13 protein-coding genes and 1 pseudogene are annotated in these 14,110 nt (G+C 70.8%); 11 read left to right on the top strand and 3 right to left on the bottom strand.

Features of this window, described 5'->3' with window-relative positions:
- Nucleotides 1-190: 190 nt before the first annotated feature.
- The 7 genes and pseudogenes from ABD212_RS01360 to ABD212_RS01390 all read left to right on the top strand — a co-directional run.
- Nucleotides 191-538: pseudogene (locus ABD212_RS01360) on the top strand (holo-ACP synthase); the annotation flags it as partial.
- A gap of 125 nt (nucleotides 539-663) precedes the next feature.
- A complete protein-coding gene (alr, locus tag ABD212_RS01365) occupies nucleotides 664-1,785 on the top strand; it encodes an alanine racemase (protein ID WP_344090408.1) in 1,122 nt (373 codons plus the stop codon).
- Nucleotides 1,782-2,282: a tRNA (adenosine(37)-N6)-threonylcarbamoyltransferase complex ATPase subunit type 1 TsaE gene (gene tsaE / locus ABD212_RS01370; protein ID WP_344090411.1), complete on the top strand. Its 501-nt coding sequence runs from the start codon at nucleotides 1,782-1,784 to the stop codon at nucleotides 2,280-2,282. Before alr ends, tsaE begins: the two co-directional genes overlap by 4 nt.
- 58 nt (nucleotides 2,283-2,340) lie before the next feature.
- Nucleotides 2,341-3,048, top strand: coding sequence for a tRNA (adenosine(37)-N6)-threonylcarbamoyltransferase complex dimerization subunit type 1 TsaB (gene tsaB, locus ABD212_RS01375; RefSeq protein ID WP_344090413.1), 708 nt, complete (start codon nucleotides 2,341-2,343; stop codon nucleotides 3,046-3,048).
- Entirely contained in the window at nucleotides 3,045-3,557 is a 513-nt protein-coding gene (gene rimI, locus ABD212_RS01380) for a ribosomal protein S18-alanine N-acetyltransferase (RefSeq protein WP_344090415.1), read from the top strand. Before tsaB ends, rimI begins: the two co-directional genes overlap by 4 nt.
- The gene (gene tsaD, locus ABD212_RS01385) at nucleotides 3,554-4,630 is read left to right on the top strand and encodes a tRNA (adenosine(37)-N6)-threonylcarbamoyltransferase complex transferase subunit TsaD (protein WP_344090417.1); all 1,077 of its coding nucleotides are present in this window, start codon (nucleotides 3,554-3,556) and stop codon (nucleotides 4,628-4,630) included. The genes rimI and tsaD overlap by 4 nt, the downstream gene beginning before the upstream one ends.
- Entirely contained in the window at nucleotides 4,627-5,178 is a 552-nt protein-coding gene (locus ABD212_RS01390) for a DUF4190 domain-containing protein (protein WP_344090419.1), read from the top strand. The genes tsaD and ABD212_RS01390 overlap by 4 nt, the downstream gene beginning before the upstream one ends.
- Nucleotides 5,179-5,190: 12 nt before the next feature.
- Here the strand turns inward: ABD212_RS01390 and ABD212_RS01395 are convergent, their stop codons facing one another.
- Nucleotides 5,191-6,414 (bottom strand): THUMP-like domain-containing protein, encoded by a 1,224-nt coding sequence (locus tag ABD212_RS01395; RefSeq protein ID WP_344090420.1) that lies wholly within the window; start codon nucleotides 6,412-6,414, stop codon nucleotides 5,191-5,193.
- A gap of 291 nt (nucleotides 6,415-6,705) precedes the next feature.
- Here ABD212_RS01395 and groES point away from each other — a divergent pair, with 291 nt between their 5' ends.
- Together groES and rarD are read left to right on the top strand one after the other, a co-directional pair.
- The gene (gene groES / locus ABD212_RS01400; protein WP_344090422.1) at nucleotides 6,706-7,002 is read left to right on the top strand and encodes a co-chaperone GroES; all 297 of its coding nucleotides are present in this window, start codon (nucleotides 6,706-6,708) and stop codon (nucleotides 7,000-7,002) included.
- A 255-nt stretch (nucleotides 7,003-7,257) separates the two neighbouring features.
- The gene (gene rarD, locus ABD212_RS01405) at nucleotides 7,258-8,196 is read left to right on the top strand and encodes an EamA family transporter RarD (protein ID WP_344092365.1); all 939 of its coding nucleotides are present in this window, start codon (nucleotides 7,258-7,260) and stop codon (nucleotides 8,194-8,196) included.
- 160 nt (nucleotides 8,197-8,356) lie between these two features.
- Here the strand turns inward: rarD and ABD212_RS01410 are convergent, their stop codons facing one another.
- Together ABD212_RS01410 and ABD212_RS01415 are read right to left on the bottom strand one after the other, a co-directional pair.
- The gene (locus ABD212_RS01410; protein WP_344090423.1) at nucleotides 8,357-8,686 is read right to left on the bottom strand and encodes a metal-sensitive transcriptional regulator; all 330 of its coding nucleotides are present in this window, start codon (nucleotides 8,684-8,686) and stop codon (nucleotides 8,357-8,359) included.
- Entirely contained in the window at nucleotides 8,683-10,980 is a 2,298-nt protein-coding gene (locus tag ABD212_RS01415) for a heavy metal translocating P-type ATPase (RefSeq protein WP_425561221.1), read from the bottom strand. The genes ABD212_RS01410 and ABD212_RS01415 overlap by 4 nt, the downstream gene beginning before the upstream one ends.
- 357 nt (nucleotides 10,981-11,337) lie before the next feature.
- Here ABD212_RS01415 and ABD212_RS01420 point away from each other — a divergent pair, with 357 nt between their 5' ends.
- A complete protein-coding gene (locus ABD212_RS01420; RefSeq protein ID WP_344090427.1) occupies nucleotides 11,338-12,690 on the top strand; it encodes an ABC transporter substrate-binding protein in 1,353 nt (450 codons plus the stop codon).
- Between the two features lie 71 nt (nucleotides 12,691-12,761).
- Nucleotides 12,762-14,102 (top strand): branched-chain amino acid ABC transporter permease, encoded by a 1,341-nt coding sequence (locus tag ABD212_RS01425; RefSeq protein ID WP_344090429.1) that lies wholly within the window; start codon nucleotides 12,762-12,764, stop codon nucleotides 14,100-14,102.
- Nucleotides 14,103-14,110 lie beyond the last annotated feature (8 nt).

Raw genomic sequence — 14,110 nt, forward strand, 5'->3', positions numbered from 1 at the left:
TCCGCTCTGCGGTGCGGGCGTTTCGTCTCGCAGCGAGGAGCGCAACGACGAAACGTGGTGGGGCTCAAGTACGCCGGGTCCGGCGTTCCCCGGTCGTTGAGCGAGGAGCGCAGCGACGAGACGAAACGTCGTCGGGCGGAGCGCCGCGATAGTCTGACGGATGCCGCGGCCGCGGGCGGGAGGGAGCCAGATGATCGTCGGAATCGGCGTCGACCTCGTCGACATCGAACGCTTCGAGCGCACGGTCGAGCGAACCCCGCGACTCCTCGAGCGCATGTTCAGCCCGACAGAGAGGGCGCTGTCGCTGCGGTCCCTTGCCGCGCGCTATGCCGCAAGGGAGGCGCTCATCAAGGCGCTCGGCGGATCGGATGGATTGCGGTTCAATGAGGTGGAGATCACGCCCGAGGCATCCGGGCGCCCGTGGTTCACCCTGACCGGTTCGACGGCGGCGTTCGTCGCCGAGCGGGGCATCACGACGCTGCACCTCTCGATGTCGCACGACGCCGGTTTCGCGATCGCGTACGTCGTGGCCGAGGCGGGCACCGAGCTCCCGCGATCGGGCGAACCCGACGCCGCAGCCGCCGCCACTCGCACCAGCTCGACGCCTCGCCCCGACACGGAAGCACCGGCCGTCGCGAGCGGCGCGCCGACCGAGGCGGCCCGATGAGCCGTCTCCCCTCCGGCGTGATGCGGGAGGCCACGATCGACGTCGGCGCGATCACGGCGAATGTCCGGCACCTGCGACGGCTGACCGACTCCGAGGTGATCGCCGTCGTGAAGGCCGACGGCTACGGGCACGACGCCGTGCTGGCCGCCGTCGCCGCGCTCGAAGGCGGAGCCGCCCGACTCGGGGTCGCCGACGTCGCCGAGGCGCTCGCGCTGCGCCGTGCCGGGATCGTCGCGCCGATCCTCGCGTGGCTGCACGCGCCCGGGGCGTCGTTCGCCGAGGCGGCAGCGATGGGCGTCGAGCTCGGCATCTCGAGCTTCGACCAGCTGCAGGCCGCGGCCGCGGCATCCGGCACTCGACCCGCCGGCGTTCACCTGAAGCTCGAGACGGGGCTGGGGCGCAACGGCATCGCCCCCGACGACATGCGCCGCGTGTTCGCCGAGGCGGCGCGCCTCGAGCGCATCGGCAGACTCCGGGTGATCGGGCTGTTCAGTCACCTCTCGAACACGTCCGCCGACGACGACCGCGCCGCCCTCGCGCGGTTCGAAGAGGGGGTGGGAGCGGCGGCATCCGTGGGTCTTGCCCCGCCGCTGCGCCACATCGCGGCCACCCACGCGGCCATCGCGCTGCCGGCGTCGCGTCTGGGGTGCGTGCGGGTCGGGATCGGCATCTACGGACTCTCTCCGTTCGCCGACCGCACCTCGGCGGACCTGGGCCTGCAGCCTGCGATGACGCTGCGCGCGTCGGTGGCGGCCGTGCGCCGCGTTCCAGCCGGCCGCGGCGTGTCGTACGGCTACGACTACCGCACCGATCGCGAGACGACTCTGGCCCTCGTGCCGGTCGGCTATGCCGACGGCGTCCCCCGGCAGGCGTCCGGTGCAGGTCCGGTCGTGATCGCCGGAAACCGGTTCACGGTCGCCGGCCGCATCGCGATGGACCAGTTCGTCGTCGACGTCGGCGAGCATCCCGTGTCGGTCGGCGACGAGGTGGTCCTCTTCGGCGACCCGACCCTCGGCGCACCCTCCGCGGACGAGTGGGCAGGTGCCGCAGGCACCATCAACTACGAGATCGTGACCCGCATCGGCCCCCGCGTGCCTCGCCGGCAGGTGTCGGCGTGAGCGGTCTCGATCCCATCGCCGGGCAGCACGAGATCGCCTCTCCCGACGACATGGAGCAGCTCGGCGAGCGGATCGGACGGATGCTGCAGCGTGGGGACCTCGTCGTGCTCACCGGTCCGCTCGGGGCGGGCAAGACGACCCTCACTCGCGGCATCGCGGCCGGTCTCGGCGTCCGCGGTCCGGTGCAGAGCCCGACGTTCGTGATCGCACGGACCCATCCGTCACTCGTGGGCGGTGCGCCGCTCGTGCACGTCGACGCCTATCGCCTCGGTTCGGCGGTCGAGCTCGACGATCTCGACATCGACGTGGATGGGTCGGTCGTCGTGGTCGAGTGGGGAAGCGGCATGGTCGACGGCCTCCGGGATGCGTGGTGGGAGATCGAGCTCGAGCGCCGGCTCGGCGGGCGGGGGCTCGACACGATGTGCGGCGGCCCCTCTCCTGCGGCCGAGCTCGACGCCGACGCGCCGCGCGTCGTGAGGATCACGCGCCGCCCCTAGTCAGCTCGCCGATTCGCCGCGAGGGAGGGATGAGCGCGCCCTCAACTAACCTGGAAAGGTGATCCTGGGCATCGACACCTCGCTCGGCACCGCTGTCGCGGTTGTCGAGGTCGACGGCGTCGTGCGGTCGCAGGTCGAGAGCGCGGACCCGCGCGGCCACGCCGAAGCGATCGGGTCGCTCATCGAGCAGGCGCTCGCCGACGCGGCCGTCCAGGCATCCGACATCACCCATGTGGCGGCCGGCATGGGTCCGGGGCCCTTCACCGGCTTGCGGGTCGGGATCGCGGCGGCGCGCGCCTTCGCGCTCGGCCGCGGCATCCCGGTCATCCCCGTGGTGAGCCACGACGCCGTCGCGCTCGAATTCCTGCTGCACCTCGCGCTCACGGGCGGGTTCGAAGACGGGGCGAACGACCCGTTCGCCGTCGTCACCGACGCGCGGCGCCGCGAGTTCGCGTACACCGTGTATCGCGACCTCGACGACGACGGGCTGCCGGAGCGGCTCGCCGAGCCCGCGCTCGTGCCGCGCGAGGCTCTCGACGCGCTGCTCGCGGATGCGGGCGTGGCGCGGTACGACGCCGATCGCATCCCCGCGGCGATGCTCACGCTCGCGGCAGGTCGGGCGCTCGCGGCGCATCGCGCGATCGGCCCGGCCGACGCCCTCTACCTGCGGTCGCCCGATGTGACGCTCCCGACCGGACCGAAGCGGGTCACCGCCCGGGTGCCGGGAGGGGACGACACCCGCGCGCGGATCGGAGACGAATCGTGAGCACGCGCCCCGCGACCATCGACGACCTCACCGCGATCATGGCGCTGGAACGGGCGTCGTTCCCCACCGATGCGTGGTCGGACGCGATGATGCGCCAGGAGCTCGCGTCGCCCCACAGCTGGTACGTCGTCGTCGAGGAGGCCGGGCAGCTCGTCGGGTATGCCGGTCTGCGCTCGCCGAGAGGAGCACCGGATGCCGACATCCAGACGATCACCATCGCCGAGGGATCCCGCGGCCGAGGTCGCGGCCGCGCCCTGCTGAGGACGCTCCTGGCTGCGGCGGCGGACCGCGGCGCGGCGCAGGTGTTCCTCGAGGTGCGGGCGGACAACCCCGTCGCGCACGCCCTGTACGCGTCCGAGGGGTTCGTCGAGCTCGCCCGCCGGCCGCGGTACTACCAGCCCGACGACGTCGACGCGGTCGTGATGCGGCTCGATCTCGCGGGGTGGCTCGCGCGGCCCGGCCACGACCGGGATCAGGCGAATCCGCAGGACGCGGGAGCCTGCACGTGAACCGCCACGAGCCCCTGGTCCTCGGCATCGAGACGAGCTGCGACGAGACGGGCATCGGCATCGTGCGCGGCCGAACCCTGCTGTCGAACACCATCGCCAGCTCGATGGACGAGCACGCCCGATTCGGCGGAGTCGTGCCCGAGGTCGCGGCCCGCGCCCACCTCGAGGCGCTGCAGCCCTCGATCGAAGCGGCGCTCCGCGAGTCGGGGGTGAGTCTCGCCGAGATCGATGCCGTCGCCGTGACCTCCGGCCCCGGCCTTGCCGGAGCCCTCATGGTGGGGGTCGGCGCGGCGAAGGCGCTCGCGGTGTCGCTCGGCCGCCCGCTCTACGCGGTGAACCATCTCGTCGGCCACATCGCTGCCGACATCCTGGACTCCGAGGCTCTGCCGCTCGAGTACCCGACCGTGGCGCTGCTGGTCAGCGGCGGGCACACGTCGCTCCTCCTCGTGCGGGATCTCACGACGGATGTCGAACTGCTGGGCGAGACGATGGATGACGCCGCAGGAGAGGCGTTCGACAAGGTCGCGCGCCTGCTGGGGCTGCCGTATCCCGGAGGTCCGCACATCGACCGCGCTGCGGCATCCGGCTCCGCCGAGGCCATCCGGTTCCCGCGGGGTCTGTCGCGCGCGTCGGACCTGGCTGAGCACCGCTACGACTTCTCGTTCTCGGGGCTCAAGACCGCCGTCGCCCGCTGGGTCGAGCAGAGCGAGGCGGCGGGCGAGGCGGTGCCGGTCGCGGATGTCGCGGCATCCTTCCGCGAAGCGGTGGTCGACGTCCTCGTGACGAAAGCACTCGCCGCGTGCGCCGACTACGCCGTGCCGCGCCTGCTGCTGGGTGGAGGGGTCATCGCGAACAAGCGCCTGCGCGACGTCGCGATCGAGCGAGCGGATGCCGCTGGCGTGACGGTAAGGATCCCTCCGCTCTCGCTCTGCACCGACAACGGCGCGATGATCGCGGCGCTCGCGTCCGAACTGATCATGGCGGGGCGTCCGCCGTCCACACTCGGCTTCGGAGCGGACTCGACCCTGCCGGTGACCGAGATCCAGGTCGCGGAGTCCGAGGAGGCCGCGTGAGCGAGGACCGCGCCGAACCGCCGCGGCCCGACGACGCTTCCGCCGCGACACCCTCTCCGCAGGCGGCCGATGCGACCGCGGCTGTGGGGGCCGAGTTCAGCGCGATCCCTGCGGCTGTCGAGCTTCCCTCACCCGACGTCGCTCTCGCGGATGAAGCCTCCCCGCTTCCCGGGGCGCATCGCGGGGGTTTCCAGCGACTGCCGACGGCCCCCGTCGCACTGACAGTGGAGTCGGCGCCCACCGAGCCCGGCATCTCGGACGGAGGCCCGCCCGTCGCGGAGTGGCTTATACCGCCGTCCGCGCCGCCGCGGCGCGGACTCGCGAACTGGGCGCTCGTGTTCTCGATCCTGGGCCTGCTGGTGGCGCTGTTCGTCGGCTGGGGCTTTCCGATCGGCCTCGTCGGAGTGATCTCGGCCATCCTGGCCTTCCGCCGGCCCCTGGAGAATCGCGCCGTTGCCGTCTGGGCCCTCGTGCTCGGCATCGTCTCGGTGCTCTACAGCGCGGGCTGGCTCCTCTATGCGGCGGGTCGCGCCGATCTCTTCGGCTGACCGCGCCGCAGCTCAGGTCGCCGCACCCACGCGCTCCGCGAGGATCGCGACGCGCTTGGTGCCGATGCGCGTGAGGAAGAGGGTCGCCGAGAGGTCGCCGCCCAGCCCGAGCTTCGTCCGCAGAACGGCGGGATCGACATCCACTCCGCGCTTCTTGATCTCGAGCGTCCCGACGCCCCGCTCGCGAAGGGCCTTTCCGAGCGCCCTCGGCTCGGAGGGCAGCACCTCGCGCACGCGGAACGATGAGACGAACGGGCTCGTCACCGCGGCATCCGAGGTCAGGTACGCGATGTGCTCGTCGAGCATCCCCGCGTCGAGGCTGCGCGCGACGTCGCCGATCAGCCGAGCCCGGATCACGGCGCCGTCCGGCTCGTGCAGAAAAGCGCCGAGCGCTCGCGCGGGCTCGTCCGCGGCATCCGCCCGCCCGGTCAGCTCGTGGCCGGAGTCCCCGCGGATCACGAGCGCGGCGCGCCTGACCCCTTCGCGTGCGAGGACGCCCGACCAGAGGACGAGCTCGATCGTGGAGCCTTCGGCGCTCACCCACTGGGCTTCGAGGTCATCGGGGATGAGCCGCCGATCGAGTCCGGGCCCGAGCTTGACGCCGACCGGAACCCGCGAGGCGAGGGCGAGCACCCAGTCCAGCGACGGCGACCACTCCTCGGGACGGGTCCGCGAGGTCTCGCTGTGACCGGCCGTGCGCCGGGCGGGGTCCAGCCACACGGCATCCACGCCGAGGGTCCCGGATGTCCCCTCCGCGGCCTCGACGAACTGCTCGGCCGTGCCGTGCCCGACCGTGACGGTGTCGCCGAAGGGCGCGAGGTTGTAGGCCGCGATGGCCGCTGTCACCTCGTCGGCGTCGACCGCCTCGACCCGCAGCCCGAGCGCCGCGAGTCCGAGCGCGTCGCCGCCGATGCCGCAGCCCAGGTCGGCGACGGCGGTGATTCCGGCATCCCGGAACCGTGCCGCGTGCCGGGCCGCGACCGCCAGCCGGGTGGCCTGCTCGAGGCCAGCCCGGGTGAAGAGCATGCGCTCGGCGAAGTCGCCGAACTTCGCGTGCGCCCTGGTCCGCAGCCGAGCCTGGGTGACGACGGCGGACACGAGGTCGGGGGAATGCCCCTGCTTGCGCAGGCGCGACACGGCGGCCGCGGCATCCGTCGTCGACTCGATGGGATCCTGCGCGTCGAGCAGCCGCAGCCCACCGGGGGTGAGCAGGGCGGTGAGCTCGGCCATCTCCATCCGGCCAGCCTAGGGGGACCCACAGCGGACGGCGGGTGCGCGGCCGGGTCGTCTCTCGCAACGCCCCCGCTCACGAAGGGTCGGGACGATGATCCGAGGAATGATGCCCGCGTCAGACAGGCGGCGGCGGGTCCCCTCGCGGCGCCCGGCTGAGAGCCATGTGTCGCCACGATGCGACACGACTGGCACTCACGTTGCGAGAGTGCCAGCGGGTTGCCTAGACTGGAGTTAGCACTCTCAGTGTGTGGGTGCTAACCAGTCTTGAAGTTCAAGGAAAGCAGAGGTAGACCCGTGTCGGTTTCCATCAAGCCGCTCGAGGACCGCATCGTCATCCGTCAGGTCGAGGCCGAGCAGACCACCGCCAGCGGTCTGGTCATCCCCGACACTGCCAAGGAGAAGCCCCAGGAGGGCGAGGTCGTGGCCGTCGGACCCGGTCGCATCGATGACAACGGCAACCGTGTCCCGATCGACGTCGCCGTGGGAGACCGCGTGCTCTACAGCAAGTACGGCGGCACCGAGGTCAAGTTCGGCAGCGACGAGTTCCTGGTCCTGTCGGCGCGCGACGTCCTCGCGGTCGTCGTCCGCTAGTCCTCGCGCTTAGCGCGATCCGGGGGGGTCGGATGCTTCGGCATCCGGCCCTCTCTGCGCGTCGATGGCAGTGAACGCACGAAGGTCGGCAGTCGACGGATGCCGCGGCCGCGGCATCCGGGAGGCCGGTCCTCCCGGTCGCCATAGGCTGGACAGGTGATACGCGAACCTTCCCCGACGGCCGGTGGTGCGGGGTCCTCCCCGCCGGAAGCTGCCGCGGCGGACGGCTCGGCGACGGTGCAAGGGGCGGCATCCATCGCTCCTTCCGGCGATCCGGCCCGGGAGCGCCTGCTCGGCGGCGTGTACGCGTTCACCGCGTACCTGATGTGGGGAATCCTGCCGCTGTACTTCCTCGCACTGGCGCCGACCGGGCCGTGGGAACTCGTCGCCTGGCGGATCCTGCTCTCGCTCGCGTTCTGCGTGATCCTGCTGACCGTCATGCGCGGCTGGGGAAGGCTCGCCCGCATCATGAGGCAGAAGCGGCTGCTGGCACTCACCGCGTTCGCGGGCGCCTTGATCTACGTGAACTGGCAGATCTACATCCTCGCGACGCTGACGGGTCACGTGATCGAGACGAGCCTGGGGTATTTCATCAACCCGATCGTCACGGTGCTGCTCGGCGTTCTCGTGCTGCGTGAACGCCTGCGTCTCACGCAGTGGATCGCGCTCGGCCTCGCGGCGCTCGCGGTGCTGGTCATCGTGATCGGGTACGGCGCGTTCCCCTGGATCGCGCTGAGCCTGGCGGGATCCTTCGGCATCTACGGTCTCGTGAAGAAGAAGCTCGGCCCCTCGGTGGATGCCGTGAGCGGGCTCACCCTCGAGTCGCTGTGGCTCGCACCCGTCGCCACGGTGCTGCTCATCGTCGTCGCCGACACGAGCGGCCTGACGATCGGCGCGAGCGGAGCCGGGCACGCCGCGCTGCTCGGCCTCGCGGGCGTCATCACGGCGACGCCGCTCCTGCTGTTCGCGGCCGGCTCCCGCCGGGTGCCGCTCACCGTGATGGGGATGCTGCAGTTCGTGGCGCCGATCCTGCAGTTCGTGATCGGCGTCTGGGTGCTGGGCGAGTCGATGTCGCTCGAGCGCTGGATCGGCTTCGCATTGGTCTGGGTGGCGCTCGTCGTGCTGACGGTCGACTCGGTCGTCTCGGCGCGGCGTGCGCGCGGCGGGGTCGCCGACGTCGCCGATCTGACGTAGCTCGGCGTCGGCGCGCTCCCGCGGCAGGCGTGGTCCCGCGGCCCTCCGCTCAGCGGAGTGGCACCGCGCAGGGGAGGCCCCGGCGTCGTCGGGCGGCCCTCCCCTCGGCCCAGCCCCTCCGCGAGGCGGAGGTCACCCTCACAGGGTGCATCGAGCCGAGTTAGCGCACGAGCCGGGCGATCGCCTGCGAGGCCTCGGTGATCTTGGCCTCGGCGTCGGGACCGCCGAGTTTCGCGGCATCCACCACGCAGTGGCGAAGGTGGTCGTCGAGCAGACCGAGCGCGACGGCCTCGAGCGCGCTGGTCAGGGCGCTGATCTGGGTGAGGATGTCGATGCAGTACTTCTCGTCCTCCACCATCTTGTGGATGCCGCGCGCCTGACCCTCGATGCGCTTCAGCCGGTTGAGGTATCTGTCCTTGTCGGTGATGTAGCCGTGGGCGGCGTGGGCGCCGAGGTCGTCGTGGTCGGCGGCGAGCATGTGGTCGGTCATCGGGACTCCTCGAGAACAGCGGGCAGGGGATGGGCGGGGGCGTGACTGCGGTCGTGCGCCGCATGCGCCTCGGTCGACAGGCTCTGGGCGCCCGACAGGCTGCGGAACCGGCGCAGCCGCAGGCTGTTCCCGACGACGAAGGTGCTCGAGAAGGCCATCGCCGCCCCCGCGATCATGGGATTGAGCAGGCCGAGCGCGGCGAGCGGAATCGCCGCGACGTTGTAGGCGAAAGCCCAGAAGAGGTTGACCTTGATCGTGCGCAGGGTCGCGCGCGACAGCAGGATGGCGTCGACGACGCCCCGGAGATCTCCCCCGACGAGGGTGAGATCGGATGCCTCGATCGCGGCGTCCGCGCCGGAGCCCATCGCGATCCCGAGGTCGGCCTCCGCGAGCGCCGCCGCGTCGTTGACGCCGTCGCCGACCATGGCCACCACGCGGCCATCGGCCTGCAGAGTCCTGACGAGCTCGCCCTTCTGCATCGGCAGCACGGCGGCCGCGACGCGTTCGATGCCGACTTCGGCGGCGATCCGCCGCGCGATGGTCTCGTTGTCGCCCGTCAGCAGGATTGGCTCGAGCCCCTGCGCCCGCAGCCGATCCACCGCCTCGGCGCTCGTCGGCTTGACCTGGTCGGCGACGGCGAGGACTCCCCGGGCCGCGCCATCCCACACGACCACGACCGTCGACTGACCCCGGGCCTCGAACCGGGCGGCGGCATCCGCGAGCGCCCCCTCGAGCGGCGGTGCCGCAGCGGCGACCGCCTCCCCGCGCCCCACGATGACGGCGTGCCCCTCCACCATGCCCGACACGCCGGACCCAGGGAGGCTCTGGAATGCCGTGGGCTCCGGCAGACTCCCCACCTCGGCCGCAGCCGCGCGGGCGATGGCCCGCGCGATGGGGTGCTCGGATGCGTGCTCGAGCGCACCGGCCAGACGCAGCAGCTGCGCCGGGTCGACTCCAGGCGCCAGCACGACGTCGACGAGCGACATCCGTCCCGTCGTGACGGTGCCCGTCTTGTCGAGCACGACGGTGTCGACGGTGCGCGTGGACTCGAGGACCTTGGGTCCACGGATCAGGATGCCGAGCTGGGCGCCGCGGCCGGTGCCGACGAGGAGAGCGATCGGCGTCGCGAGACCGAGTGCGCAGGGGCACGCGACGATGAGGACGGCGACGGCGGCTCCGAACGCCGCGGCCGGGGAGAAGCCGAGCAGCAGCCATGCGACGAGCGTCACCAGCGAGAGGCCGATGACGACCGGAACGAACACGGCGGAGATGCGGTCGGCGAGCCGCTGCGCGGCCGCCTTGCCCGATTGGGCCTCTTCGACGAGGCGGGCGATGCGGGAGAGCTGCGTGTCGCGGCCGACCCTCGTCGCGCGCACCACGAGGCGCCCGCCCACGTTGACCGTGGCCCCGATGACGGCGTCGCCGGCAGCGACTTCGACGGGCACCGATTCGCCGGTGAGGATCGACCTGTCCACGGCCGACGTGCCCGAGACGACCACGCCGTCCGTCGCGATGGTCTCGCCCGGACGCACGACGAATTCGTCGCCGATGCGCAGGCGGTCCACCGGCATCCGCACTTCCTGGCGCGTGCCGGTGAGCAGATCGCGGCGCAGGACTGCAACGTCCTTCGCCCCGAGATGCAGCAGCGCGCGGAGGGCGGCGCCCGCACGACGCTTGGAGCGCACCTCGAACCAGCGCCCCGCGAGGACGAACATCGTCACCCCGGAGGCCACTTCGAGATACAGATTGGCCGAGGCGTCGGCCGGTGCGATCGTCCAGGTGAAGGCATGCGACATCCCGATCGCACCCGCTTCGCCGAAGAACAGGGCGTACAGCGACCATGCGTAGGCCGCGAGCACGCCGATCGAGATCAGGGTGTCCATCGTGACGGCGCCGTGCCGCAGATTGCGCCAAGCCGCCTGATGGAACGGCAGAGCGGCCCACAGCACCACCGGGGTCGCGAGCACGAGCGAGACCCATTGCCAGCCCGGGAACTGCAGCGCGGGGATCATCGACAGCAGGATCACGGGAACCGACAGGGCGACGGCGAGCACGAGCCGCCGCCACAGCGACGTCAACTCCGGTTCCGCGTGGTGAGCGTGCTCGTCCGGGGCGGGTAGGGGCAGGGATGCGGTGTACCCGGTCTTCTCGACTTCGGCGATGAGCAGCTGCGGATCCATTCCCGCGGGGGCGCTGACGTGTGCCCGCTCGGTCGCGAAATTCACGGATGCCTCGACCCCTTCGAGACGGTTCAGTCCCTTCTCGACACGCGCGGCGCATGACGCGCAGGTCATGCCCGCAACCTCGAGTTCGATGGGTTGGCGATGTCCTGTCATAAGTCCGCAGCTCCGTCTTCTGAATACCCCATGGGGGTACGTGGTGCAGATCTACTTTACCCCCTATGGGTATCGGCGGCTCCGGTGCTCGGATGGGGTGGAGGAGAGGGGCGCGGGACGACGGGTGCGGGTGGCACGGCCGGCCGGGTGCGTGCCCGCTCTTTCGCCCGCATTCCGGGGCAGAATCCCTTCGTAACGATTCCGTCGCAATCGCCGTGGATGAAACGTCAAAGCAACACTCGGCGGATAGGTTTCTCAACAATTCCGGCGATGCCACCCTGCCGTCGGGTCTCTTGCAAAGAAGGGTCTTCACACGTGTCAATTTCACGCACCCGCGGAATCACCGCGGCCGGAATGGCCGGGGTCGCCGCGCTCGCGCTGCTCCTCGCCGGATGTGCCGGATCGAACTCGGGCTCGCCCAGCGCGTCCGCGTCGGCCACCGAATCCGGTGCTCTCGCCGCCGTAAAGGCCTGCGGCTCAGGCGAGGACTCGTCGAGTGTCTTCGCACTCGGCTCGTTCCTCCCGCTCTCGGGCAGCCTGTCCTACCTGGTCCCGCCGGCTGTGGCCGGCGTCGGCGCCGCGCTCTCCGACATCAACGCGGCCGGCGGCGTCAACGGCAAGCCGGCGTGCCTCTCGTCGCAGGACTCGAGCGACGGCGACCACAAGGACGTCGGCGACGCGAACATCAAGTCGCTCGTGCAGTCGAAGGTCTCGGCCGTCGTCGGCCCCGAGTCCTCGACGGTCACGCTGAACATCCTGCCCGTCACGCAGGCGGCCGGCATCCCGGTGTTCTCGCCTGCGGCGACCTCCGATGCCCTGTCGGGTCAGAAGCACTTCTTCCGCGACGCCGCTCCGAACTCGGCTGAGGGCGACGCGCTCGCCAAGCAGATCCTGAGCGACGTCCCGAGCGCCAAGGTCGCGATCCTCGTCTTCAACGACGCATACGGCATCGATCTGCGCAACACGCTCGACGCGTCGCTCAAGGCCGGTGGCGGCACCGTCACGTACGGCGGGAAGGGCATGAACCAGGAGTTCTCGTCCACCGAGTCCTCGTTCGGCACGATCGTCGGCAACGCGCTGGCCACCAAGCCCGATGTGGTCGCCGTGATCGCCTTCGCGCAGTCCGAGACGATCTGGCAGGAGCTGGCCTCGTCCGGGTTCAAGATGTCGGACACGTACTACGTCGACGGAAACCTCGCCGACTACTCGACGTCCAAGAACGCGGGCTCCGACCCCGACATGACCGGCGCGAAGGGCACGCTCCAGGGCTCCGACCCCGCCGTCATCAAGGACAAGCTCGAGGCGTGGTACATGAAGAACGTCGGCAAGTCGCTCGACGGCACCTACTCGTACGGCGCCGAGTCGTACGACGCGACGGTCATCCTGGCCCTGGCCGCGGAGCTCGCGGGCAGCAACGACCCCGCCGCGATCGAGGCGCAGATCCGTCCCGTGACCGGCTCGACCAACGGCACCGAGTGCAAGAGCTTCAAGGAGTGCAAGGACCTCATCGCCGGCGGTACGAAGGACATCCACTACACCGGCCCCTCGGGGATCGGTCAGATCAACGACGCCGGCGACCCGTCGACGGCGTACATCGGCATCTACCAGGCTGACAAGCTCAACCTCGGTAAGAAGCTGCTGACGACCGTCCAGGCCACCATCGGCTGATCAGTTCCCAGTAAGGTGGCGGGGGTCGGCGCTGACCGGCCCCCGCCACCTGTCGGAGATTCGGAGTCCTCGTGCGTTCCCACGTTGCACACCCCCGATGGCGGGTGCTGCCGATCCTCTTCGCTTTCGCGCTCGTGGCGATCGCCCTCTTCGGCGCGGCCCTTCCCGCGCAGGCGATCGCTCCGACGAGCATCGAGGTCGGCGACAGCTGCACGGCGACGAAGACCGTCGGATGCCTGCAGGGCAAGGTGGTCGACGACAACCGGAACCCCGTGAAGGGGGTGACCATCTCGGTCGCGGGACCCGCGGGCACCGCCGAGGCCACCACCACCAAGCAGGGACAGTTCTTCTTCGCGGTCGACACCGCCGGCAAGTACACCGTCACGCTCGATGCGAGCACACTGCCCGAGGGCGTCACGCCCAAGGCGGCCGCGACCACCGTGACGGTCACCCTCGGCCAGCTCACCCCAGCGGGCTTCGCGCTGAACGGGCACCCGAAGGGCTCGGAGCGCGCCCAGTCCGCCGGTGCGAGCAACTGGGCCGAGCTGCTGTGGAACCAGATCTGGGAGGGCGTGCTCCTCGGCCTGCTCATCGCCCTCGCCGCGATCGGACTCTCGCTGATCTACGGCACCACGGGGCTTTCGAACTTCGCGCACGCCGAGCAGATCACCTTGGGCGGATTCCTCGCGTATGTCTTCGCGGTCCAGCTCGGACTCAACTTCGTCGTCGCGACGATCATCGTCGTCATCCTGAGCGGCATCTTCGGCTACCTCCAGGACTCCCTGCTCTGGGCGCCGCTGCGTCGGCGGGGCCTTGGTCTGACCCAGCTCATGGTCGTGACGATCGGCCTCTCACTGGCGCTGGACTACATCTACGCCCTGATCTGGGGGCCGGGCGTCGTGAAGGTGTCCACGGGCATCGAGCTCCAGACCGGGCCGCTTCGCCTCACTCCGTCTGCCTACTGGTCGATGCTCATCTCGATCGTCGTGCTCGTCGCCGTCGGTCTCGCCCTCCTCTACACGCGGATCGGGCGCGCGACCCGTGCCGTCGCCGACAACCGTCCCCTCGCCGCCGCGAGCGGCATCGACGTCGATCGCATCATCCGCATCGTCTGGACGGTGTCGGCCGCGCTCGCCGGACTCTCAGGCGTCCTGTACGCCCTGGTCAACGGCGGCATCAGCTTCCTGGCTGGAGCACCGCTGCTGCTGCTGATCTTCGCCGCGGTCACGCTGGGCGGCATCGGCACAGCGTTCGGCGCACTCGTCGGCTCGATCATCATCGGCCTGATATCGAGTCTCTCCACGCTGTGGCTGCCGCCGGACCTGCGTTACGGCGTCGCCCTCGTGATCCTCATTCTCACGCTGCTGTTCCGGCCCCAGGGCATCCTGGGCCGTCGCGAGCGGGTCGGCTAGGAGCGGAC

The sequence above is a fragment of the Microbacterium deminutum genome (assembly GCF_039530205.1).
Lineage (GTDB): Bacteria > Actinomycetota > Actinomycetes > Actinomycetales > Microbacteriaceae > Microbacterium > Microbacterium deminutum.

Bases quoted from the DNA above. Each gene is read 5' to 3' on its own strand.
- alr (WP_344090408.1), top strand. From the start codon at position 664: ATGAGCCGTCTCCCCTCCGGCGTGATGCGGGAGGCCACGATCGACGTC.
- ABD212_RS01395 (WP_344090420.1), bottom strand. From the start codon at position 6,414: ATGGAGATGGCCGAGCTCACCGCCCTGCTCACCCCCGGTGGGCTGCGG.
- ABD212_RS01410 (WP_344090423.1), bottom strand. From the start codon at position 8,686: ATGACCGACCACATGCTCGCCGCCGACCACGACGACCTCGGCGCCCAC.
- ABD212_RS01415 (WP_425561221.1), bottom strand. From the start codon at position 10,980: ATGACCTGCGCGTCATGCGCCGCGCGTGTCGAGAAGGGACTGAACCGT.